The 20149-nt window shown below is 54.2% G+C and carries 23 protein-coding genes and 1 other RNA gene; 22 read left to right on the forward strand and 2 right to left on the reverse strand.

Translation table 11 applies throughout. The annotated features are described in order from the left end of the window. Position 1 precedes the first annotated feature (1 nt). Positions 2-970 (reverse strand): CAF17-like 4Fe-4S cluster assembly/insertion protein YgfZ, encoded by a 969-nt coding sequence (gene ygfZ, locus GCD22_RS04995; RefSeq protein WP_031572331.1) that lies wholly within the window; start codon positions 968-970, stop codon positions 2-4. On the opposite strand from ygfZ, the gene GCD22_RS05000 reads away from it, so the two are divergent. Continuing rightward, positions 954-1484: a hypothetical protein gene (locus tag GCD22_RS05000; protein WP_153940475.1), complete on the forward strand. Its 531-nt coding sequence runs from the start codon at positions 954-956 to the stop codon at positions 1482-1484. The genes ygfZ and GCD22_RS05000 overlap by 17 nt on opposite strands. Here the strand turns inward: GCD22_RS05000 and nadB are convergent. Continuing rightward, complete coding sequence (gene nadB / locus GCD22_RS05005) at positions 1399-3024, reverse strand: L-aspartate oxidase (protein ID WP_031572329.1); 1626 nt, start codon at positions 3022-3024, stop codon at positions 1399-1401. The genes GCD22_RS05000 and nadB overlap by 86 nt on opposite strands. 113 nt (positions 3025-3137) lie before the next feature. On the opposite strand from nadB, the gene rpoE reads away from it, so the two are divergent. From rpoE to GCD22_RS18140, 21 genes are all read left to right on the forward strand, one after another. Further along, positions 3138-3764 carry an RNA polymerase sigma factor RpoE gene (rpoE, locus tag GCD22_RS05010; protein ID WP_010636733.1) on the forward strand — a complete coding sequence of 209 codons (627 nt, stop codon included), beginning with the start codon at positions 3138-3140 and terminating at the stop codon, positions 3762-3764. Then, complete coding sequence (locus tag GCD22_RS05015; protein ID WP_031572328.1) at positions 3761-4423, forward strand: sigma-E factor negative regulatory protein; 663 nt, start codon at positions 3761-3763, stop codon at positions 4421-4423. Before rpoE ends, GCD22_RS05015 begins: the two co-directional genes overlap by 4 nt. A gap of 130 nt (positions 4424-4553) precedes the next feature. Continuing rightward, complete coding sequence (locus GCD22_RS05020) at positions 4554-6008, forward strand: DegQ family serine endoprotease (protein WP_051690612.1); 1455 nt, start codon at positions 4554-4556, stop codon at positions 6006-6008. Positions 6009-6111: 103 nt separating this feature from the next. Then, a complete protein-coding gene (gene lepA, locus GCD22_RS05025) occupies positions 6112-7914 on the forward strand; it encodes a translation elongation factor 4 (protein WP_031572326.1) in 1803 nt (600 codons plus the stop codon). Between the two features lie 19 nt (positions 7915-7933). Next, positions 7934-8725 carry a signal peptidase I gene (gene lepB / locus GCD22_RS05030; protein WP_024893897.1) on the forward strand — a complete coding sequence of 264 codons (792 nt, stop codon included), beginning with the start codon at positions 7934-7936 and terminating at the stop codon, positions 8723-8725. 85 nt (positions 8726-8810) lie between these two features. Continuing rightward, positions 8811-9227: a DUF4845 domain-containing protein gene (locus GCD22_RS05035; protein ID WP_031572325.1), complete on the forward strand. Its 417-nt coding sequence runs from the start codon at positions 8811-8813 to the stop codon at positions 9225-9227. Between the two features lie 327 nt (positions 9228-9554). Next, entirely contained in the window at positions 9555-10235 is a 681-nt protein-coding gene (rnc, locus tag GCD22_RS05040) for a ribonuclease III (protein ID WP_010640229.1), read from the forward strand. After that, a complete protein-coding gene (gene era / locus GCD22_RS05045; protein ID WP_024893895.1) occupies positions 10228-11142 on the forward strand; it encodes a GTPase Era in 915 nt (304 codons plus the stop codon). Before rnc ends, era begins: the two co-directional genes overlap by 8 nt. Beyond that, positions 11132-11872 (forward strand): DNA repair protein RecO, encoded by a 741-nt coding sequence (gene recO, locus GCD22_RS05050; RefSeq protein ID WP_010640233.1) that lies wholly within the window; start codon positions 11132-11134, stop codon positions 11870-11872. The genes era and recO overlap by 11 nt, the downstream gene beginning before the upstream one ends. Positions 11873-11891: 19 nt before the next feature. Continuing rightward, positions 11892-12617: a pyridoxine 5'-phosphate synthase gene (gene pdxJ / locus GCD22_RS05055; protein ID WP_024893893.1), complete on the forward strand. Its 726-nt coding sequence runs from the start codon at positions 11892-11894 to the stop codon at positions 12615-12617. After that, the gene (gene acpS / locus GCD22_RS05060) at positions 12614-13003 is read left to right on the forward strand and encodes a holo-ACP synthase (RefSeq protein ID WP_031572324.1); all 390 of its coding nucleotides are present in this window, start codon (positions 12614-12616) and stop codon (positions 13001-13003) included. Before pdxJ ends, acpS begins: the two co-directional genes overlap by 4 nt. Before the next feature lie 3 nt (positions 13004-13006). Next, positions 13007-14329, forward strand: a complete 1323-nt coding sequence (locus GCD22_RS05065) for a UDP-glucose dehydrogenase family protein (protein WP_031572323.1) — start codon at positions 13007-13009, stop codon at positions 14327-14329. A 1-nt stretch (position 14330) separates the two neighbouring features. Then, positions 14331-15272, forward strand: a complete 942-nt coding sequence (rfaE1, locus tag GCD22_RS05070) for a D-glycero-beta-D-manno-heptose-7-phosphate kinase (RefSeq protein WP_031572322.1) — start codon at positions 14331-14333, stop codon at positions 15270-15272. Beyond that, positions 15269-16054, forward strand: coding sequence for a PP-loop family protein (locus GCD22_RS05075; RefSeq protein WP_024893890.1), 786 nt, complete (start codon positions 15269-15271; stop codon positions 16052-16054). The genes rfaE1 and GCD22_RS05075 overlap by 4 nt, the downstream gene beginning before the upstream one ends. Further along, positions 16047-16889: an Hsp33 family molecular chaperone HslO gene (gene hslO / locus GCD22_RS05080; RefSeq protein ID WP_010640244.1), complete on the forward strand. Its 843-nt coding sequence runs from the start codon at positions 16047-16049 to the stop codon at positions 16887-16889. Before GCD22_RS05075 ends, hslO begins: the two co-directional genes overlap by 8 nt. 128 nt (positions 16890-17017) lie before the next feature. Next, positions 17018-17381: a transfer-messenger RNA gene (gene ssrA / locus GCD22_RS05085) on the forward strand. Positions 17382-17529: 148 nt separating this feature from the next. After that, positions 17530-18678, forward strand: coding sequence for a Fic family protein (locus tag GCD22_RS05090; RefSeq protein WP_031572321.1), 1149 nt, complete (start codon positions 17530-17532; stop codon positions 18676-18678). Positions 18679-18861: 183 nt separating this feature from the next. Next, positions 18862-19098, forward strand: coding sequence for a hypothetical protein (locus GCD22_RS05095; RefSeq protein WP_031572320.1), 237 nt, complete (start codon positions 18862-18864; stop codon positions 19096-19098). Positions 19099-19310: 212 nt separating this feature from the next. Then, a complete protein-coding gene (locus tag GCD22_RS05100) occupies positions 19311-19571 on the forward strand; it encodes a helix-turn-helix transcriptional regulator (RefSeq protein WP_031572319.1) in 261 nt (86 codons plus the stop codon). Beyond that, complete coding sequence (locus GCD22_RS18135; RefSeq protein ID WP_202806227.1) at positions 19561-19860, forward strand: HipA N-terminal domain-containing protein; 300 nt, start codon at positions 19561-19563, stop codon at positions 19858-19860. The genes GCD22_RS05100 and GCD22_RS18135 overlap by 11 nt, the downstream gene beginning before the upstream one ends. Positions 19861-19883: 23 nt before the next feature. Next, positions 19884-20120 carry a hypothetical protein gene (locus GCD22_RS18140; RefSeq protein ID WP_202806226.1) on the forward strand — a complete coding sequence of 79 codons (237 nt, stop codon included), beginning with the start codon at positions 19884-19886 and terminating at the stop codon, positions 20118-20120. Positions 20121-20149: the final 29 nt, after the last annotated feature.

Raw genomic sequence — 20149 nt, forward strand, 5'->3', positions numbered from 1 at the left:
TTCAGGCCTCTTTGGGCATATCCAGAGGAAGGGTATAAGGCAGTTTCTGCATATGTACTTCTGCGCCGTCCAAGGCTCCGACTCTGAGCATTTCTCCTGCGTTGGCCGCACGCAGGACCGCCAGTGCTGCGTACTGACCGGAACCGGATTCTGCGGCATTGATGACCAGCCCGATGCTTTGTTCACCCATACTTTCCGCAAATATTTCGTCACCCGCCTGCAAGGGCTGATGGGCACTGACTCCATACATCTGGTTTTTAAGTTTGCCCAGATAATGAGAACGCGCAACAATTTCCTGACCCGGATAGCAACCCTTCTTGAAATTGATTCCGCCCAGCACCTCCAGATTCAGTTCTTGCGGGATTATTTTTTCGGTGGTACCCAGGCTGATGTAAGCCACTCCCGCCTGGATGGCGGCTAAACGCCATTGAGCAACAGGCGCTTCCAGTCCACCCGATTGGGTCAGGAGATGCGTCAGATCAGCCAGTTTTTCGCGTGGGGCGATCAGCTGAAATATTTCCAGATTTGCCCAGGGCAGGCGGGTCAGGAGCCAATCATCCCGGGCGGCACCCTCATTTTCAAGTTCAGGCGTTGCACATCCCAAAGCCTTGGTCAGAAGGTCTCCAGTGCCGGCCCCATAAATAGCCATTATTGCGTAATCGGGTTCGGCATTTTCAATGTCCAGCTTGGCCATCATCCGAAATTTGCGCAGGCGTTCTGCAACCACATCTACCAGGCTGCTGGAGAGGCTTAACCAAATATGGTCCCCGGCGCGTTGCACGTAAAAATTAGCAATCATCCGCCCTTTGGCCGTACTGTAACTGCTCCACTGTCCCTGGCCGGCACTGGTCAGGCTGCGCAGATCATTGGAGAATTGGCCCTGCAGAAATTTTTCGGCCTCCGCGCCATAGGCATGAATAAGCCCCAGTTCGCTACTCAGGAGGGAAAATTGGATGGCGGCTGATGACATGAATAAAAACTCCCGATGGCTATTACAAGCAGGCCCCGATGATAGCGCGATGGCTGCCGGGGACAAAGTACTTCCTCCCCTTTCCTGTGGGAGCGTTCAGCAGCAGGCACTGCTACACAGTCTGTCCTGCTGCTTGGCGGGACTCTGTGCATTTTTGAGCATGCTGGATAATTTCCGTTTTGGGATGGCTCTGTTATTGCTGGTTATTATCTGGACATTGTGGTTTTGCCCCTGGTCAATACAAAGGCGGATGGCGCTACCGATCGTCTTGATGTCGGGACCCGAGAATCAGTATCTGCTGCAGTTGGGCAATGGCGAACAGGTACAGGTGCAGCTGCGGGCATGGCCCTTTCTGCATCTCCGGCTGGGCGTGCTGACGCTGCGCGGCATCCACAAGCAAAAATACACGCTGATTGGTGTTTTCCCGGTCAGGGATGCGGTCTGGCGCTTGTGGCGTCTGCATCTGCGGCAGGTATGGGCCGAGCGTAAGGCTGTTCATGGTCGCGCTGGCTGAGCATATCCTGGGGATTGTTGTGGGTGTCGGGATGATCGCTATTATAGTGACAGCCTCGGGATTCACGCCGAAACAACGCAGAACGCAGCAGAATTTCCGCGTTTTGGCGCATATTGCGCAACTCCTGATACGCCCTGGATATGCCCGCAACGTCGCCAATCCGGGTTCGCATGCTTTCCAGTCGCTCAATGGCCTGTTGAATATCCCGATCGTTGCGAATGATGCCGCCGCTTTGCCACATCAGTTTCTGAATGTCGTGGCGCAGGATCTGGATATGGTCCTTGTAAATAGTGCGGTCATGAGTCGTTGAAAGTGGGCAGGCATGCAGGTTGCCATCCGGCTTATCTGGAAGTTGCGCCAAACCTTCCAGAGCTTCGACAATACTTGCCGCGCCGACCACACATTCCAGCAGGGAATTGCTGGCCAGGCGGTTGGCACCGTGCAGGCCCGTGGAACTGACTTCACCGGCAGCATATAACCCGGGCACCGTGCTGCGTCCTGACTGATCTACAACAATCCCACCACAGGTGTAGTGAGCGGCGGGCACTACCGGAATGGGTTCATGCGTCAAATCGTGGCCGTGTTCAAGACAATGGGCGTATATCGCCGGAAAATGTTGACGTATCCTTTCACTGGGCTGCGCACTGATGTCCAGAGTGACATAGGCAAGTTGATTTTTTTTCATTTCGGCATCAATGGCGCGGGCCACAATATCTCTGGGAGCCAGTTCGGCACGAGGGTCGTACTGCTCCAAAAAAGTCCGGCCATCGGGAAGACGGAGCAGGGCACCTTCACCACGTAAGGCTTCCGAAAGTAAAAAGGGCGTATTATCCGGATCATAAAGGGTGGTTGGATGAAACTGGATAAATTCAAGGTTGGCGATTTCAGCCCCGGCCCGGTAAGCCAGGGCCAATCCGTCCCCTGTAGCTACCAGTGGGTTACTGGTATGCAGGTAAAGTTGACCCGCTCCACCGCTGGTCAGTATGACAGCGCGGGCAGTCCATAATTCCGGCAAGCTGGACCCGTTTCCAAGGACCCAGGCTCCCTGACAGGATCCGTCCTGTAGCCATAAATCAGTAACAAAGTGATTTTCCATCAGGCTGATTTCAGGATGCTGACGCAGCTGCGCCAAAAGGGTGCTTTCAATGGCATGGCCGGTGGTATCCGCCCGGTGCAGAACCCGGCGCACCCGATGCCCCCCTTCGCGAGTCAAATGCCATTCACCATGCGCCTGCTGATCAAATGGCACACCCCAGTTGATGAGCTGTTGTGCCGCCGCTGGTCCGGCACGAATAATCCGTGACACCGCCGCCGGGTGACAGAGACCCGCACCGGCACCCAAGGTGTCTTCAACATGCATGGTGATGCTGTCCTGGTTGAAGTCCATGACGGCAGCCATCCCCCCCTGGGCCCAGTCGCTGGCCGAAATTGCCGCCAGATCCTTGCTGAGAATACCTACGCTACCCAGGCGGGCAAGCCCCAATGCTGTGCTCAAGCCAGCGGCGCCGGAGCCTATAATTAAAAAATCGAAAGCGGGCATTCATCGTCCTGTAGGAAATTAGTATGAAGTCGTTGCAAGAAAACGCGCTGCTCATGATACGATGACGCGCTAACAAGGTGAAGAACGGCACCGGAACCATAAAGGAAGGCCGAATGAGTAAAACAAGTGGACGCGGCACAAGTGGTGCGCTGGAAAGTGGTGCGTCCAGTGACCTGCTCCTCGTTCAGCGGGTGCAAAAAGGCGAGAAAGGGGCATTTGATCTTCTGGTTCGCAAATATCAGCACAAGGTGGTCGCCCTGGTGGGTCGTTTTGTGCGCACTCCGGAAGAAGCGGAAGATGTGGCCCAGGAAGCCTTCGTCAAAGCCTATCGGGCACTGAAGAATTTTCGCGGGGATAGCGCATTTTATACCTGGTTATATCGTATTGCCGTCAATACTGCGAAAAATCACCTGGTCGCCCAGGGTCGGCAGGTAGCTATTGTGGATGCCGAAACTGAAGATGCGGAACAATTTGCCGGTGCCGATGGACTAAGAGAGTACGATACACCTGAAGGTGTTTTGCTCAGTAAGGAATTAGCTGAACATATTGATGGTGCTTTGTCGGAATTACCGGAGGATTTGCGAACAGCAGTCACCCTGAGGGAATTTGAAGGGCTCAGTTATGACGAAATTGCGCAGGTTATGGAGTGTCCGGTGGGTACTGTGAGGTCCCGTATTTTCAGGGCTCGTGAGGCCATTGCCAAAGTTTTGGCACCTTTGTTAGATCAGGAACAGTCATGAACGAACAAACAAAAAAAGAGCTGATGGCCTTCATGGAAGGCGAAATGGGTCCCTTGCAGGCGAATCGTATGGCTGCCCGATTGCAAGGTGAGCAGGGCCTTCGTGATGCCTGGGAAAACCAGTACCGGGTTTCTTTTTTGCTGCAAAATGATCGCGCCGGGACGCAATGGGCTTCTGCCGGATTTGCCGACCGCGTGGCCGCACAAATAGCCGAGGAGCCCAGTATCCTGGCTCCTCGTGCCACAGTGTCACGGAGTCCCATCAGTCCTTTCTGGATGAAAGCCGGTTCAGTAGCAGCCGTGCTGGTAGTGTCGGTTACCTTGGTGGGCTTGTTACCACGCAATACGTTGACTGAAGGTCAAGGTGATCATGCAAATCTCGCGCATTATCAGCGAACGGCATTGTTAAGCGGCACACAGAGTAGTCCTGAGGTGTTTCATCTCCGCCCCGTTGCCGATTTCAATGTTCAGGCGTCGGGTCCGGATCTGGTGATTCAACGCGATATCAAGCGGCTCTGGATTCCAGGACACAGTAACTATCTGCCGGCTTCAGAATCAGTTTATTATCCAAACGCTGCCGGGCTGCAAAATACGGTTTATAGCCCGGCAACGGGCATCAGTAATTTTTCCAATTATAATCCTGCTGGCGGCTATCCCTAAAATATCGACGTCAAATTGTTGCCAACATGCCCGGATACCGAGATGATATGCAGGGTATCCGAATAAGTGATAAATCGTGGTTGGGAGGGAGTGTACTTTGAATAATCGTGTGCTGCTTAGACAGCGCCCAATGGTGGCGCTATGTGTGGGATTGGCTTTGGGTGTGGGTGGAATGCTTCCGGTTGCGGCTGTTGCGGCCCCAACGCAGGCGTCAATGGTTGCGCTTCCTGACTTTACGCCTATTGTGAAGCAATATGGTCCTGCGGTTGTGAACATCAGTACCACGGAAACCAAGGTGGCCCGCAGTGCTGGTTCGCCATTTCCGCCCAATTCACCGCTCAACCAGTTTTTTGCCCCTTTTTTCGGTGCGCCGGGACAACCGGGTAGTGATCAGGGAGAAGGTGCGGCTCCCGGTCATAAGTATCAGGTCCAATCGCTGGGTTCCGGCTTTATTGTCAGCCCGGACGGTTACATTGTCACTGCTGCGCACGTGGTCAAGGGTGCCCAGAAAATCATCGTCAGCCTCACCAATCATCACCAGTACACGGCCCATCTGGTGGGCCTGTCTACCCGTATGGATGTGGCCCTGCTTAAAATTGATGCCAATAATCTGCCGACGGTTCAGATTGGTGATTCCGGCAAGCTCGAAGTAGGGCAGTGGGTACTGGCAGTAGGTTCTCCTTTTGGTTTTGAGAACAGCGTGACTCAGGGAGTCGTCAGTGCTACTGCCCGGCCATTGCCGGATGACCCCTATATTCCCTTCATCCAGACCGATGTACCCATCAATCCGGGTAATTCCGGTGGTCCGTTGTTTAACATGCGCGGTCAGGTCATTGGGATTAATGACCAGATTTATACCAACAGTGGCGGTTACATGGGTTTATCTTTTTCGATCCCCATCAATGTAGCCATGGATGCGGTCAAACAACTCAAGCTGCATCAGAAGGTACATTTCGGCTGGCTGGGCGTAATGATTCAGGATGTCAGCATGGATCTCGCCAAATCCTTTCACATGAAAGAACCGATAGGGGCCCTGGTATCCCAGGTAGTGCCCGATGGCCCCGCTGCCAAGGCAGGGTTGCGGCCCGGTGACGTGATTGTTTCCTTTGACGGACATGCCATCTATAACTCGGGCCAGTTGCCGCCCATGGTTGGAGCCCTGCCTGCTGGTTACAAGGCAAAACTGGGAATTATTCGGGATGGTAAGCCCATGATCCTGAATATTGTCGTTGAAAGCCTGCCCGGGGATATGGACAAAGCGGCGGACAAGACAGCTGCTCCTGATGTTCAAACCCAGAAAGGTGAAATCAAGCGGCTGCATATTGAAGTGGGCCCGTTGACGGCAGAAGCCCGCAAGCAACTGAACGTCAATACTGGCGTGCTGGTTTTGGGCGTCGCACCGGGGGTTGCGGCGGAAGCAGGCATTCGCCCGGGAGACGTCATTCTTCAGGTGGCGCAACAGCCCGTCAATAACGTCAGTACATTGCAAAAGCTGGTAGCTTCCCTGCCTGCCGGGCAGCCAGTTCCCGTACTGGTGCGTCGTGGTGACGGTAGCTTCTATATAGTGCTTTCACTTCCGCACTGAAGCATAGAGAAATCGTCCGGGGCTGGTGTATGTACCAGCCCTTTTTGTTATGGTGTCGATCAAGACAGTGAGACCTGTCAGGTTGTCAGGGATTTAAGGGTATATGACTGAGCAGCAACATATTCGTAACTTTTCCATCATTGCCCATGTGGACCACGGTAAATCCACGCTTGCTGATCAGTTTATCCGCTTGTGCGGTGCCCTGACCGAGCGGGAAATGTCCAGTCAGGTACTGGATACCATGGATATTGAAAAAGAACGGGGCATTACTATCAAGGCGCAAAGTGTGCGTCTGCAATTCAAGGCCAAAGATGGACAGGAATATCAGTTCAATTTGATTGATACGCCAGGTCATGTGGATTTTTCCTATGAAGTGAGCCGTTCCCTGGCAGCCTGTGAAGGGGCTTTGCTGGTGGTAGATGCCTCCCAGGGGGTGGAAGCCCAAAGTGTGGCTAATTGCTACACGGCTTTGGAGCATGATCTCGAAATTGTTCCGGTGCTCAATAAAATTGATCTTCCAGCGGCAGATCCGGCCCGGGTGCGTACGGAAATTGAGGAAATTGTCGGACTCCCCGCTGATGACGCCATTGAAGCCAGCGCCAAGGAAGGCATCGGTATTCGCGAGATCCTCGAAAAAGTGGTTGAACGGATTCCGGCTCCTCAAGGCGATGCCAACGCCCCTTTGCAGGCGCTCATCATCGACTCCTGGTTTGACAATTATCTGGGTACCGTGGTGCTGGTGCGGGTCATGAACGGATCCATCCGGCCCGGTCAGCGGATTGTGACCATGGTTGGCCAGAAAAATTATGTGGTTGAAAAGGTAGGGGTTTTTACTCCAAAGTCGCTCATCGTGCCGGCACTGGAAACAGGGGCCGTGGGGTTTGTTATCGCCGGAGTCAAAAGTATTGAAGGCGCGCGGGTAGGCGATACCCTGACTGAACAGGATCGGCCAGCGTCTCAGGCCTTGCCGGGATTTCGCGAGGTGCAACCGCAAGTGTTTACCGGCTTGTATCCAGTTGATTCATCCGATTATGAGGATTTTCGTGAAGCTTTGCAGAAATTGCGTCTGAATGATGCGGCCCTGCAATTTGAACCCGAAACTTCGCAGGCTTTGGGCTTTGGCTTCCGTTGTGGGTTTCTCGGCTTACTCCATATGGAAATTGTTCAGGAACGCCTGGAACGGGAATATCAGCTCGAACTCATCAGCACCGCACCCACCGTGGTTTATCAGGTGATTACCACCGATGGGCAGACTCTGAAAATCTCCAATCCCGCAGAATTACCCCCTGTTCAGAAAATCGCCGATTTTCAGGAGCCGGTCATCAGCGCCAATATTCTGGTACCGGAAACCTATCTGGGGCCGGTGATTGCCTTGTGCGAAGAACGGCGTGGCCAGCAGAAAAACATGCAATTTACCGGTGGGCAGGTGATGTTGCGCTATGACTTGCCCCATAATGAGGTGGTCCTGGACTTTTTTGATCGTTTGAAATCGGTTAGTCGCGGTTACGCCTCCATGGATTACGAGTTTGCCCGTTTTGAAAGCGGCCCACTGGTTAAAATGGATATTTTGATTAATGGCGAAAAGCTGGACGCCCTGTCCTGGATTGTCCATCGCGATGTTTCCGAGCGTCGCGGGCGTGAGCTGGTTACCCGTTTACGTGAACTTATTCCCCGACAAATGTTCGAAGTGGCCATACAAGCGGCGATTGGTGCCCGAATTATTGCCCGTGAATCCGTCAAGGCAATGCGTAAAAACGTCCTTGCCAAATGCTATGGTGGAGATATTTCCCGCAAACGAAAATTGCTGGAGAAGCAGAAAGAGGGCAAAAAGCGTATGAAACAGGTTGGACACGTGGAAATTCCGCAAGAAGCTTTTCTGGCGGTACTCAAGAGCGATAAACGCTAAAAAGGAAGGAAAAACGTCAATGGATTTTACTTTGGGTTTGTTTCTGGCGGTGCTGTTATCTGGTCTGATCTGGCTGGTAGATATTGTTTTTCTGCGGCGCAGGCGCGACAAGGAAACCCGTGAGTCTCTCATTGTAGAATATGCGCGCAGTTTTTTTCCGGTGCTGCTCGTTGTCTTTTTAATTCGTTCCTTTCTGTTTGAACCGTTCCAGATCCCATCGGGCTCAATGATTCCAACCCTTCGGGTCGGTGACTTTGTTCTGGTCAACAAATTTCAGTGGGGTTTGCGACTACCCCTGATTCATACCCCCTTAACCCGGGGCAGCCCGGTAGAAGCCGGAGATATCATGGTGTTTCGTTATCCCAAAAATCCCCGTATTGATTATATCAAACGGGTGATTGGTCTTCCTGGCGATACAATCGAAGTGAAGGGTAATGACCTCTACATCAACGGCAAACTGGTTCCGCAAAAATTTATCGGGAATTTTAATTACCGTCCAGAAGGACAGGGTGCCGAGGGCATGGTCATTCCCACCAAGGAATATGCCCAGGAATTGGGTGGCCACCATTTTCACATTATCGAGTTTGATACGCCGGAAGCCCAGATGGATTTTGGACCCTATAAAGTCCCCCCCCATTCCTATTTCATGATGGGAGATGACCGTGACAACAGTAATGACAGTCGTTTCTGGGGTGTAGTGCCAGAGCGCAATATTGTCGGTAAAGCCATGTTCGTCTGGTTTTCCTGGGATGCAGAAGACTGGTCTATTCGTTGGAAGCAGATTGGCCGTTCGCTGGATGGACAGCATTAATTCTTGTTGAATACACTTGCATAAAGCATCGTTGGCGTCTAACTAGCGGGCATAAGTCCATCCAGAATTTCGGGAGATTCCTTCAATGCAAGTTTATAATCCATTCGTCCGCAAGTTCGGCAGTCTGCCCCAAAACACTGCTGAGCGACTATCACCGGAGGCTGGCATCGGTCTTATCGGGGTGATTTTCTGGATTTTGATGCTGGTACTGGCCATTGCTTTTGTCGTGAAAGTGATGCCCAGCTACTATGATTACTGGTCCTTACAAAACATCGTCAAGCAACAGGCGCAAGAGGCCGGACCCGAAGAATCCGCCGGACAAATACTCTACAATCTGAACGGAAGACTGGGTGTCGCCATGATCCATATTCCACAAAAAGACATTGTTATTGAAAAAGCGGGCTCTGGACCGGTTTTGATTACTGTTACCTATGACAAAATAGTGCCTTTGGCAGGAAATATGAGCCTGCTTCTGCATTTCCAGGCAAAGGGCGGTCACTGAAGCCTTTGTCTGAAAGCAGTCGTGGTCCGGGAAACTTTTTGCTCCATTGTTCCTTGCCTGTTGTTCTAAGACTCATCCTGCTGTCAGGAGAGAACTCGCCCTACGGGCTCAAACAGCTCTCCTGACGGGGGCTGGATTTCGCCAAGAACAACAACGGCTCAGAACAAAAGTCGCTGCAAAGCCTCCCGGACCAAGACCGCTTTCAGGAATATTCAAGATCAGCTCAGCGCATCACCAGCCTCTGTAGTTTCTTTTGGAGTATTCGCGACCTGTTCTTTCCGTGTATGATAGCGCTTTTTTTGTTTCAAAATAACTGAGAATGGGGTTATGGGTTCGCTGGATATACTGCAAAAAAGGCTGGGATACCGCTTTGCCGAAATGGGTTTGCTCACCCAGGCATTGACGCATCGTAGTGCTGGATCTGCACATAATGAACGACTGGAATTTCTGGGTGATGCTGCCCTTAATTTTGTGGTGGCGGCCCGATTGTTTGGTCGTTTCCCCAAGGTGAGCGAAGGGGATTTGTCCCGTATGCGCGCACGGCTGGTGCGCGAAGAAACTCTGGCGGAAATTGCCGGTGAAATTGCCCTGGCGGATTATCTGATTTTGGGTCCGGGCGAAGTGCGCAGTGGTGGCGCGCGGCGCGATTCCATTCGCGCCGACGCCCTGGAGGCCGTCATCGGTGCGGCCTTTCTGGATGGAGGCTTCAGTGCTGCTGAAGGCATTGTCCTCAAGTTGCTGGAACCGCGTATTACCGATCAGTTGGGTGATGCTGAATTACGCGACCCCAAAACCCGTTTGCAGGAGTTTTTGCAGGGTCGAGGACGACCCCTGCCGATTTATACGCTCATTGAAGAAAAAGGGCAGGCCCACGAAAGGCGGTTTGTGGCGCGCTGTAGCGTTCCCGGGATTGAGCCGACGGAAGCAGAAGATGGCAGTCGGCGCAAAGCCGAGCAGCAGGCGGCTACATTGATGCTTACGCAACTGCAGAACACGCCGCGTGGCTGAAAATACTGATCAGGACCGCGTCGAAACCTACCGGAGTGGTTATGTAGCCCTGCTGGGCCGCCCCAATGTGGGGAAATCTACCCTGCTCAATCATCTGGTGGGGCAAAAAATCAGTATTACGGCCCCCCGTCCACAAACTACCCGTGATCAGATTCTGGGCATTTTAACCCGATCTGATGGTCAGGCCCTGTTTTTGGATACCCCGGGTGTTCATAGTGGTTACCGTAGCCTGAACAGGCACCTGCTAAGAGCAACGCGAGGCGCCCTGGAGTCGGCAGATCTGGGTGTATTGGTGGTGGAGGCCCTAGCCTGGACAGCTGATGATGGAGAAGCCCTGCGCTGGTTGCAGCGTAGTGGCATTCCGATACTGGCTGTGGTCAATAAAATAGACAAAATCAAGACCAAAGAGCGTCTGTTTCCTTACTTGCAGAGTTTGTCCGAACGCGCTGATTTCGCCGCAGTCATTCCTCTGTCAGCGCGTAAAACCGGGGATGTGGAACGATTGGCTGATGTACTGATTCCGTTATTACCCCTTTCGGAAGCGGTGTTTCCTGAAGATCAGGTCACGGATCGGAATATGCGTTTCATGGCAGCGGAAATTATTCGTGAACAGATTTTCCGGCAGTTAGGCGCAGAATTACCTTACGACACGGCTGTTGCCATTGATAGTTATCAGGTTGAAAATGGACAACAGCGTATTGAGGCGACCATTTACTGTCGGCGCTCAGGTCAAAAAGCCATCATTCTTGGTGAGGGTGGCAGTCGCTTGCGGGTTATTGGTAGTCGTGCCCGGGAAGCATTGCAGCAGTTGACCGAAGAACGTGTCTGGCTGGGCCTTTGGGTCAAACAAAAAGAGCAATGGACGGACGATCCCCATATTTTGCGTGAGCTGGGGTATGACGACTGAGTCCGGTGATCGGGCCTGGGTATTGCACCGCTATGCTTATGGGGACTCGAGCCTGGTGGTAGAGTTTTTCAGCCGAAAACAAGGACGTCTGGGGCTGCTGGCCAAGGGCGCACGACGTCCCCGCTCGCCACTTGCCAGAATTGAAGCGGGGCGACCGCTGTGGATTCGCTGGCAAGGGAAAGGGGATCTCCCCTTATTGATCCAGGCCGAAGAACTGGCTGCCGTACATCCCCTGAATACCTTGCAAAACCTGAGCTTGTTTTATATGAACGAGTTACTGTTGCGCCTCACTCAGCGTGCTGATCCATTTCCCGAGTTTTTTGACCAGTACGAAACCACTATCAAGGGCTTGAAAGATGTCGCAGCAATCGCCTGGAATCTGCGACGCTACGAACGGCATCTGCTCGAAGCCTTGGGCTGGGCGGCAGATCTGAACCATTGTGGACAATGTGGTATCACGCTGACACCCGACAGCAAATGGTCTTACCTGACTCAAGCAGGGGTATTCTGTCCTCGCCATGTACCAGAACAAGGGTCTGTAACCATTCCTGCAGAAGCCTTGCAATGGCTTGCTGGCCCGATGAACAGCGCGCCGGCTTCAGGCTATAATGCGCACTTGAGAAATTACCTGGAACGTGAACTGCAGGTCCATCTCGGCAGCAAGGCACTGGAGAGTCGACGCCTCCTTGCGGCATACTTGCAACGCCATAAGCGTAGCGCATCAACCTGAACCATGAGGAGCATCATCCATGATTGCCTTGGGTGTTAATATTGATCATGTGGCCACCCTGCGCCAGGCGCGGGGTACCCGATATCCCGACCCAATCGAAGCGGCTTTTGTCGCAGAACGCGCCGGAGCCGATGCCATTACTGCGCACCTGCGCGAAGATCGTCGTCATATTCAGGAACGGGACATCGAGATTCTCAGCCAGATCCTGCAGACCCGTCTCAATCTGGAAATGGCCGTGGAAGAAGGGGTACTGCGCATTGCCGAGCGACTGTCTCCCAGTGATTGCTGTCTGGTGCCGGAACGGCGCGCCGAACTCAGCACCGAAGGCGGACTGGATGTTGCCGGACAAATACCACGCATCAAGGAAGCCTGCCAGCGCCTGGCCCAGGCCGGGGTGAGAGTGTCTTTGTTTGTTGATCCGGACCCTTTTCAGCTGGAAGCAGCGGCGGAAACGGGTGCTCCGGTGGTGGAATTGCACACTGGTCGCTATGCCAATGCGTCCGATACGGCAAAACGTCTTGAAGAACTGGGTTTGATTGGCAGTGCGGTCAATTTTGCAGAAAGCCTGGGGCTGCAGGTGAATGCCGGGCATGGGCTGGATTACCATAATGTCCAGGCGATTGCTGCCATTCCGGGTATTCGTGAGTTGAATATTGGTCATGCCATTGTTTCCCATGCAGTATTTAGCGGTCTTGGGGCTGCTGTTACGGAAATGAAGCGATTGATGCTTGAGGCCCGTGGATGATTGTCGGAATGGGCACCGATATTGTGGCTGTGGAGCGTATGGCCCGTCTGCACGCCCGCTATGGTCTGCGTCTGAATGAACGCATTCTGGGCCCTCTGGAGCGTACTGATCTGCCTGGTGAAGCGGCCGCTGCGGCGGCTTTTCTGGCACGTCGTTTTGCCGCGAAGGAAGCGGCCTATAAGGCGCTGGGAAGCGGTCTGGGTGAAGGTATGCGCTGGTCGGACGTCCAGGTCACCCACGACGCTGCCGGCCGCCCGCAATTGCTGATGCAGGGGAAATCCGGAGAATTGCTGGCGCAATGGGGAAGGGAGGTGCGTACCTGGCTTTCCATCAGTGATGAACGGCGTTATGCCACTGCGGTGGTCATTCTGGAATTAGGAGCTTAACGCATGAAAGTAACGGTTGTTGGAACCGGATATGTGGGTCTGGTCACTGGAGCCTGCCTTGCCCAGGTCGGTAATCAGGTACTTTGCGTGGATATTGATGCGGATAAGGTAGCGCGTTTGCGTCAGGCTGAAGTCCCCATATACGAACCCGACTTGCCGGGCATTGTGCAGGATGGGGTCAAAAGTGGAAGACTGCAGTTCACAACGGATATTGCTGCAGGTGTTGCGCATGGCGATTTTGTATTCATTGCGGTAGGCACTCCACCCGAAGAAGACGGCTCTGCGGACCTGCGTCATGTTCTGGCTGTCGCGGGTGAAATTGGTCAGCATCTTCAGAATCCGGTGATTGTCATCAACAAATCCACGGTCCCGGTGGGAACAGCGCGCAAAGTACAGGATCATATTGCGGCCGCCCTGACAAAGCGCGGGGTGGATATCCCCTTCGTGGTGGTCTCCAACCCGGAGTTTTTGAAAGAAGGTGCGGCGGTAGGGGATTTCATGAAACCAGACCGGATTGTGGTGGGTACCGATGACCCCGTTGCTGCCGAAAAAATGCGCGCTCTTTATGCACCCTTTAATCGTAATCATGACCGTCTCATTATCATGGACCCACCTTCCGCCGAACTGACCAAATATGCTGCCAATGTCATGTTGGCCACCAAAATTTCGTTGATGAACGAACTGGCAGGACTGGCCGAATGTGTAGGTGCGGATATTGAGCAGGTACGTCGGGGCATTGGTGCGGACCCCCGCATTGGTTATTCGTTTATTTATCCAGGCTGTGGTTATGGGGGGTCCTGTTTTCCCAAGGATGTACGCGCCCTGGAGTACAGCGCCAGGCAACATGATTTTGACGCCCCGCTGCTTACGGCAGTAGAAGCCGTCAATAATCGCCAGAAACAGATTCTGGAAAAAAAACTGGTAGCAGTCCTCGGCGAAGACCTGAAAGGAAAAAAAATTGCCATATGGGGCCTGGCCTTCAAACCCAATACCGACGATTTGCGCGAAGCCCCCAGCCGGGCACTGATTGCGGGTATCCTGAAAAGAGGTGGCACAGTGCAGGCCTATGATCCTGTAGCCATGGATGAGGTTGGGCGGGTGTACGCCGGGGAGTCAGCACTGACCCTTTGCGTCGATCCTTATGCGGCCTGCGAGGGCGCGGATGCCCTGGTTATCTGTACGGAATGGCAGGAGTTTCGCAGTCCGGATTTTGCTGAAATGCGTCGGCTTCTCCGTCAGGCGGTCATTGTCGACGGCCGCAATATTTATGAACCGACGGTACTGCGGGCAGAGGGCTTCGTCTATTCTGCCATTGGACGGCCTTGATATGTTGAATGCACTGGATAATCTCGCTCAGGCCCGGGTCGCCATCATTGGCGACGTGATGCTGGATCGTTACTGGTTTGGCAAGGTCGATCGTATTTCGCCGGAAGCGCCGGTGCCCGTAGTACAGGTTCGTCGTGAAGAAGAGCGACCGGGAGGTGCCGCCAACGTGGCGCTGAACGTGCTTTCCTTGGGGGCCGAGGCGCATTTGCTGGCGCCAGTCGGCCAGGATGCTGCGGGGGCTCAGCTGACCCGCCTTCTTGAGCAGGCTGGTGTCAAAACCCGGCTCATCGCTGATGCCAGTTACCCGACCACGGTGAAATTAAGGGTTATTGGCCATCAACAGCAGTTGCTGCGCATGGATTTTGAATCACAACCCAGCCCCGAGCATGGGGAAAATATGCGCGCCACGGCCCATGAAATATTGACGGGTGCGGGTGCCTTGCTGCTTTCCGATTATGGAAAAGGAGCCTTGCAGGCGGTCGAATCCCTGATTGCGTCCGGGCGGGCGGCAGGCCTGCCGGTGCTGATTGATCCCAAAGGGCGGGATTATCGTCCCTATGCCGGAGCAACCATTATTACGCCCAATCTGAATGAATTTCAGGCGGTGGCAGGGACCTGGACCAGTGAAGAACAATTTCTGGCGCTGGGCCGGGAATGGCGCCAGAAATTGCAGCTGGAAGCGCTCCTGGTCACACGCGGCGAGGAGGGGATGACCCTGTTCACCGAAAATGCCATTCATCATCATTCCGCCCAGGCGCGTGAAGTATTTGATGTGACCGGTGCCGGGGATACGGTCATTGCCACCCTGGCGACGGCCCTGGCCGCCGGATGGCCCATGGATCAGTCGGTAGAGCTGGCTAATCGGGCGGCAGGCATTGTGGTCGGCAAATTGGGTGCGGCCGTCGTCAGTTGCGAAGAACTGGCTGCCCAGGGCGGCGAATGAAGCAAGACCCCGATTCTTCTGTCGTGCCACGTCTGCCTGTACCCAAGTTGCTGCAGCGGCGCATTGGCCGTGCGGTGGCTGATTTTCGCATGATCCAGCCCGGTGACCGCATACTGTTGGCGCTTTCGGGGGGTAAGGACTCGCTCACGTTGCTGCACATGCTCCGTGCCATGCAGCGGCAATTTTCGGTAACCTTTGAGTTGGGGGTGGCGACCGTTGACCCTATGAGCCCCGACTATGATCCGCAAGTGCTGCTGCCTTACATTGAATCCTTGGGTATTCCTTATTTTCTGGAGCGACAGGATATTTACGAGCGGGCCAAAAAGCATCTGTTGCGTCCCTCTTACTGCAGCTTTTGTGCGCGCATGCGCCGGGGAGTCCTTTATCGCTGCGCCCGCCGCGAAGGTTACAATGTTCTCGCTTTGGGGCAGCATCTGGATGATTTTGCCGAAAGCTTTTTCATGTCCATGTTTTATAATGGCGAGATGCGGACCATGAAAGCCCATTATCGCGTCAGGGAAGGGGATTTACGGGTCATTCGTCCGCTGGTGTATTGTCGCGAACGACAGATGCGCCAGCATGCTGAAGAACAAAAATTACCCGTCATTTATGAGAACTGTCCGGCCTGTTTTGGCAAGCCCACAGAACGCCAACACATGAAAGAACTGCTGGCGCAACAGGAAGCCCATGATCCGCGCTTGTTCAAGCAGCTTCAGCGCGCCTTGCAGCCGCTGATGGGAACGGGCCTGGAAGATTTGCATTTTGAGGATGAGCATGACTGATTTTTCACAAGTCTTTTACTGGGAAACCCTACCATTACGTGGCGCGCGCTGCCGCCTTGACGAGATTTATGCCCGGGTATTACGGGATTTCAAAGGACAGGATGACATGGCTCAATTATTGGGCGAAGCGCTGGTTGGTCTGGCCTTACTGGCTACCACCCAGAAAAATTATGAACGTCTGATTATTCAGGCCCAAAGCAAAGGTCCGCTCAAACTTCTGGTCGCGGAGATGACGGCTGCCGGAGGTATGCGTGCCTATGGTAATTGGGAGGAGGGCGTCTCGGTGGACTTGTCACATTTGCCTGATGCCCTGCTGGCTATTACCGTGGATATGGGCATGGATCGGGAGCGTTATCAGGGACTGGTTGAGCTGCGCGAAAGTCTCACCCTTTCCCTGAATGCCTATTTTGCTGAATCAGTGCAGTCCCCCGCGTATTTTCGCCTAGTCGCTGATCCCCAACGGCAGCAGGCGGGCGGCTATTTTCTCCAACGCCTGCCTGGCGTGCTGGCTGCGGAAGACTGGGAACTGGCGACCCAATTCATAGCCATTGGCTCAGATCAGTCACTGCTACAGGCAAAACCGGAACAATTCCTGCCGGAAATCTTCCCCGATTCGGCGGTACGACTGCATACGCCACAAGCCCTGTTTTTCTCCTGTTCCTGTTCCCCCGAAAAAGTGGAACGCATGCTGATTTCGTTGGGGCAAACAGAAGCGGAAGAGACTCTTCAAAGTGAGGGAGAGATAGTGGTGACCTGCGAATATTGCCAGGAAGTATATCGTTTTGGTGAAGAAGACGTGGCCTTGATGTTTGCGCCGGAACATCCTCTGCACTGATTTTTGTGTCCCCTGAGGAGAATTTCCTGATTGGTGCTCTGGCTGCTTCTACGTTATGATTGCCAATCCTCAGTGACGACTGACTGACAGAAACTTTGTCTGTCATATCCAGTCTAACAGAGGGTGTAGGGGGCGACCGGCTTCGACGCAGGTCGCGAAGCCTTCGGTGCATGCAGAGCTGCGGTTTGCTCTTAAAACTGGTCGCAGATTCATAATTGCCAACGACAGCAATTACGCCCTCGCTGCTTAAGCAGTGAGCCCTCTGCCCGGATTTGTTCGTGGATCCGGAGTCGAAAGACGCGCGGAGGGTCATAAAACACGGAATCGGGTCTGTTCTAGTCTGTGGAACCGATCCTAAACTAAAGCAGAATCGCCGTAGCATCATCCTGTTTGTCGGAGGGTGGCGCGGTTAAAGCCAATAGACAAACTACGCATGTAGATCCGGTGGTCTAGGTACTGCGGACGCGGGTTCAATTCCCGCCGCCTCCACCAATGAAGTTAAGTAAGCCCCTGATATTATGGGGCTTTATTTTTTTATCTTGGCCGCATTTCTTTCACAATATGAAAGCGGTCTTTAATCGTTGCCATTCACACTAAGGAATGCTTTAATGTGATCGCATTCAACTAAAGACAGCTTTCAATGACACGCATCACTGGGACCTACTCAATTTCCACGACACTGGGCGAGTCGGTGCGCGCCTTCGTGCCCCACGCCTTGCCGCCAGCTGAGCCAGCCCTGTCGCCCGAGGTGTTCACTGACCTCAATCGGCAGGCAGAACTGGCGCTTGCGCGTTTAGCGGGTGTGTCAGGGTTGGTGCCGTCGGCAGATTGGTTGCTGTACAGCGCCATCCGCAAAGAAGCCCTGCTTACGTCACAGATCGAGGGCACGCAGGCCACGCTGACCGACTTGTTCGATGAAGAAGCAGGCTTCAAAGTCAGCAACACCGACGACGTGGAAGAAGTGACCAACTACCTGCGTGCATTCCGCTGGACACAGGAGCAACTGCGCGATCCGAAAGGGCTGCCCATCAGCGTACGGCTGTTGTGCGAGGTGCATCGACGCCTGCTGGATGGAGCGCGCGGCGCAGGTAAACAACCCGGGGAGTTGCGTCGGTCGCAAAACTGGATTGGTGGAACACGGCCCGGCAATGCGGTTTTCGTACCGCCGCCGCCGGAGCACATATCAACCCTGCTGGCCGACATGGAGCGCTTCATCCATGACGAAGCGAAGGACCTGCCACCGATGGTCAAGGTGGCGCTCATCCACGCGCAGTTTGAAACCATCCATCCGTTTCTTGACGGCAACGGGCGCATTGGCCGCCTCCTGATCGCGGCGCTGTTTGAACACTGGGGGTTGCTGTCCGAGCCTTTGATGTACCTCAGCGGCTACCTAAAGCAACACCAGACGGAGTATTACCGTCGCCTATCGGCTATCCGCACAGATGGGGATTGGGAGTCTTGGGTGATCTTCTTTCTGGAAGGTGTCGCTACAGCCGCTGGCGATGCGGAAAAAAACATCATCGAGGTCGCCAGTCTGGTGGCTACAGATCGCAGGCGCTTGCTGCAATCCGCCAAGGCAGGCCCGGCCAGCTACCGGCTGTTCGAGATGTTGCCGATGATGCCGCGCTTCACCATTGAACGCGTCAGAAAGCAGCTGGACACCAGCTTTCCCACAGCAACGGCGGCCGTAAAACTTCTGGAAGATCTGGGCGTCGTGACGGAGATGACCGGGCAGAAAAAGAACCGGAGTTACAGCTACCAGGCCTACGTTGAACTGCTCTCTCGGTGAGAAACACCCGCAGGCCCGCAGCTGGCCGCGTCCTACCTTTGGTTTTCGGTTGACGCTGGCGCTGTCCACTGCAAGCCAAGTCAATTTTAACGGGTGTGCGGCTACTCCAGGTGCCACTTGCGTTTATGAGGCTCAGCCATATACCCCTCGTTTGAGGAGTCCACTGCCACTAACCGCGTAGCGGTGTCAGCAGCTTCACTAACTCTACAAATTCGCTGGGGCGGACTTCCACATTGGCTGGAACAGGCCCTGCCCCTGAAAATAGCGGCGGATTGTCGGGTAGGACGGCAGCGTCACAACCTGCCCCCGCAGGGCGGCCTGCAGGTTGTTGTAGTGCAATTGGGCGGTCCAGCCTGGATGCTCCCGGTATGGGGTTTACCCCCCCAGCCCCTCACGCTACGTGACCATCAGCGCCTCTAAAACCATCAATATCCCTGACCGTACTCACGCGCGGCCAGTTGTTTCTGATTGCGGTGAACGACTTCCATTTTGGTCTCCTTCCAAATTTCCCGATCAGGAAATAGCAGACCGAATCATGCCCTAACCGCACTAAACATTCCCGATCGGGAAATATCGCTTGCACTTAGTCCGGTTTTGACTGACAATTTCCCGAACAGGAAACTGAGTCAGCCATGCCATTCATTCGATCACCTCAACAACTCGGCGATGCACTGCGTGGAGCTCGCAAACAACTCGGGCTGACCCAGCCCCAGTTGGCGCTGGCAGCTGGGGTGGGCGTGCGCTTCATTGTCGACCTTGAAGCAGGCAAGCCCACCTTGCGGCTGGAAAATGTGCTGAGGGTCATTGATGCTCTGGGTGGTGAGCTTCAGTTGAGTGGATTGCCATCCGCTGCTTCCGACGCTCAACGAGAGGATGACGGCCATGGCGCATGAACTGGAAGTCTGGCTTTTCGCCGATCGTGTCGGCACGTTGGCGCTGGTCGATGGGCGGCTAAGCTTTTGCTACACTCCCAGTTGGCTGACTCACAAAGACGCCATTGCCTTGTCCGCCTCGCTGCCCCTGCAAACGGAGCCGTTAGACGACCGCAAAACGCGCCCCTTTTTTGCGGGTCTTCTACCCGAAGGGCAAATGCGCCGCTTGATTGCGCAGCAGTTCAGGTGTCTGACCAGAACGACTTTGCGCTGCTGGACCACATCGGTGGCGAATGTGCCGGGGCTGTGACCTTCCTTGAGCCGGGGCAGACTATGCCTGTTTCGACAGGCGGCGATGACGTTCAATGGCTGAGCGACGCGGAAGTCGTGGTCATCCTGGATGAATTACCGCGTCACCCCATGTTGGCAGGAAAAGATGGCTTGCGGCTTTCTTTGGCTGGTGCTCAAGACAAACTTCCGGTGGTGTTTGGTGGTGCGTGCATCGGGCTGCCCCTCAATGGCACGCCTAGTTCCCACATCCTGAAATCGTCATCAATTCGTGTTGAATGATACGCAGATTCAAGACAGGGTAGTTGACC

The organism is Acidithiobacillus thiooxidans ATCC 19377, assembly GCF_009662475.1.
In the GTDB taxonomy this organism is placed as follows: domain Bacteria; phylum Pseudomonadota; class Gammaproteobacteria; order Acidithiobacillales; family Acidithiobacillaceae; genus Acidithiobacillus; species Acidithiobacillus thiooxidans.

What these genes read in the sequence shown, in the direction of transcription:
- pdxJ (WP_024893893.1), top strand. Translation starts at nt 11,892, where the DNA reads ATGATTGCCTTGGGTGTTAATATTGATCATGTGGCCACCCTGCGCCAG.
- rfaE1 (WP_031572322.1), top strand. Translation starts at nt 14,331, where the DNA reads ATGTTGAATGCACTGGATAATCTCGCTCAGGCCCGGGTCGCCATCATT.
- acpS (WP_031572324.1), top strand. Translation starts at nt 12,614, where the DNA reads ATGATTGTCGGAATGGGCACCGATATTGTGGCTGTGGAGCGTATGGCC.
- GCD22_RS18135 (WP_202806227.1), top strand. Translation starts at nt 19,561, where the DNA reads ATGGCGCATGAACTGGAAGTCTGGCTTTTCGCCGATCGTGTCGGCACG.
- GCD22_RS05090 (WP_031572321.1), top strand. Translation starts at nt 17,530, where the DNA reads ATGACACGCATCACTGGGACCTACTCAATTTCCACGACACTGGGCGAG.
- GCD22_RS05065 (WP_031572323.1), top strand. Translation starts at nt 13,007, where the DNA reads ATGAAAGTAACGGTTGTTGGAACCGGATATGTGGGTCTGGTCACTGGA.
- rnc (WP_010640229.1), top strand. Translation starts at nt 9,555, where the DNA reads ATGGGTTCGCTGGATATACTGCAAAAAAGGCTGGGATACCGCTTTGCC.
- lepA (WP_031572326.1), top strand. Translation starts at nt 6,112, where the DNA reads ATGACTGAGCAGCAACATATTCGTAACTTTTCCATCATTGCCCATGTG.
- GCD22_RS18140 (WP_202806226.1), top strand. Translation starts at nt 19,884, where the DNA reads ATGCCTGTTTCGACAGGCGGCGATGACGTTCAATGGCTGAGCGACGCG.
- GCD22_RS05035 (WP_031572325.1), top strand. Translation starts at nt 8,811, where the DNA reads ATGCAAGTTTATAATCCATTCGTCCGCAAGTTCGGCAGTCTGCCCCAA.
- GCD22_RS05015 (WP_031572328.1), top strand. Translation starts at nt 3,761, where the DNA reads ATGAACGAACAAACAAAAAAAGAGCTGATGGCCTTCATGGAAGGCGAA.
- ygfZ (WP_031572331.1), bottom strand. Translation starts at nt 970, where the DNA reads ATGTCATCAGCCGCCATCCAATTTTCCCTCCTGAGTAGCGAACTGGGG.
- GCD22_RS05100 (WP_031572319.1), top strand. Translation starts at nt 19,311, where the DNA reads ATGCCATTCATTCGATCACCTCAACAACTCGGCGATGCACTGCGTGGA.
- lepB (WP_024893897.1), top strand. Translation starts at nt 7,934, where the DNA reads ATGGATTTTACTTTGGGTTTGTTTCTGGCGGTGCTGTTATCTGGTCTG.
- rpoE (WP_010636733.1), top strand. Translation starts at nt 3,138, where the DNA reads ATGAGTAAAACAAGTGGACGCGGCACAAGTGGTGCGCTGGAAAGTGGT.
- GCD22_RS05075 (WP_024893890.1), top strand. Translation starts at nt 15,269, where the DNA reads ATGAAGCAAGACCCCGATTCTTCTGTCGTGCCACGTCTGCCTGTACCC.
- hslO (WP_010640244.1), top strand. Translation starts at nt 16,047, where the DNA reads ATGACTGATTTTTCACAAGTCTTTTACTGGGAAACCCTACCATTACGT.
- GCD22_RS05000 (WP_153940475.1), top strand. Translation starts at nt 954, where the DNA reads ATGGCGGCTGATGACATGAATAAAAACTCCCGATGGCTATTACAAGCA.
- recO (WP_010640233.1), top strand. Translation starts at nt 11,132, where the DNA reads ATGACGACTGAGTCCGGTGATCGGGCCTGGGTATTGCACCGCTATGCT.
- GCD22_RS05020 (WP_051690612.1), top strand. Translation starts at nt 4,554, where the DNA reads ATGGTGGCGCTATGTGTGGGATTGGCTTTGGGTGTGGGTGGAATGCTT.
- nadB (WP_031572329.1), bottom strand. Translation starts at nt 3,024, where the DNA reads ATGCCCGCTTTCGATTTTTTAATTATAGGCTCCGGCGCCGCTGGCTTG.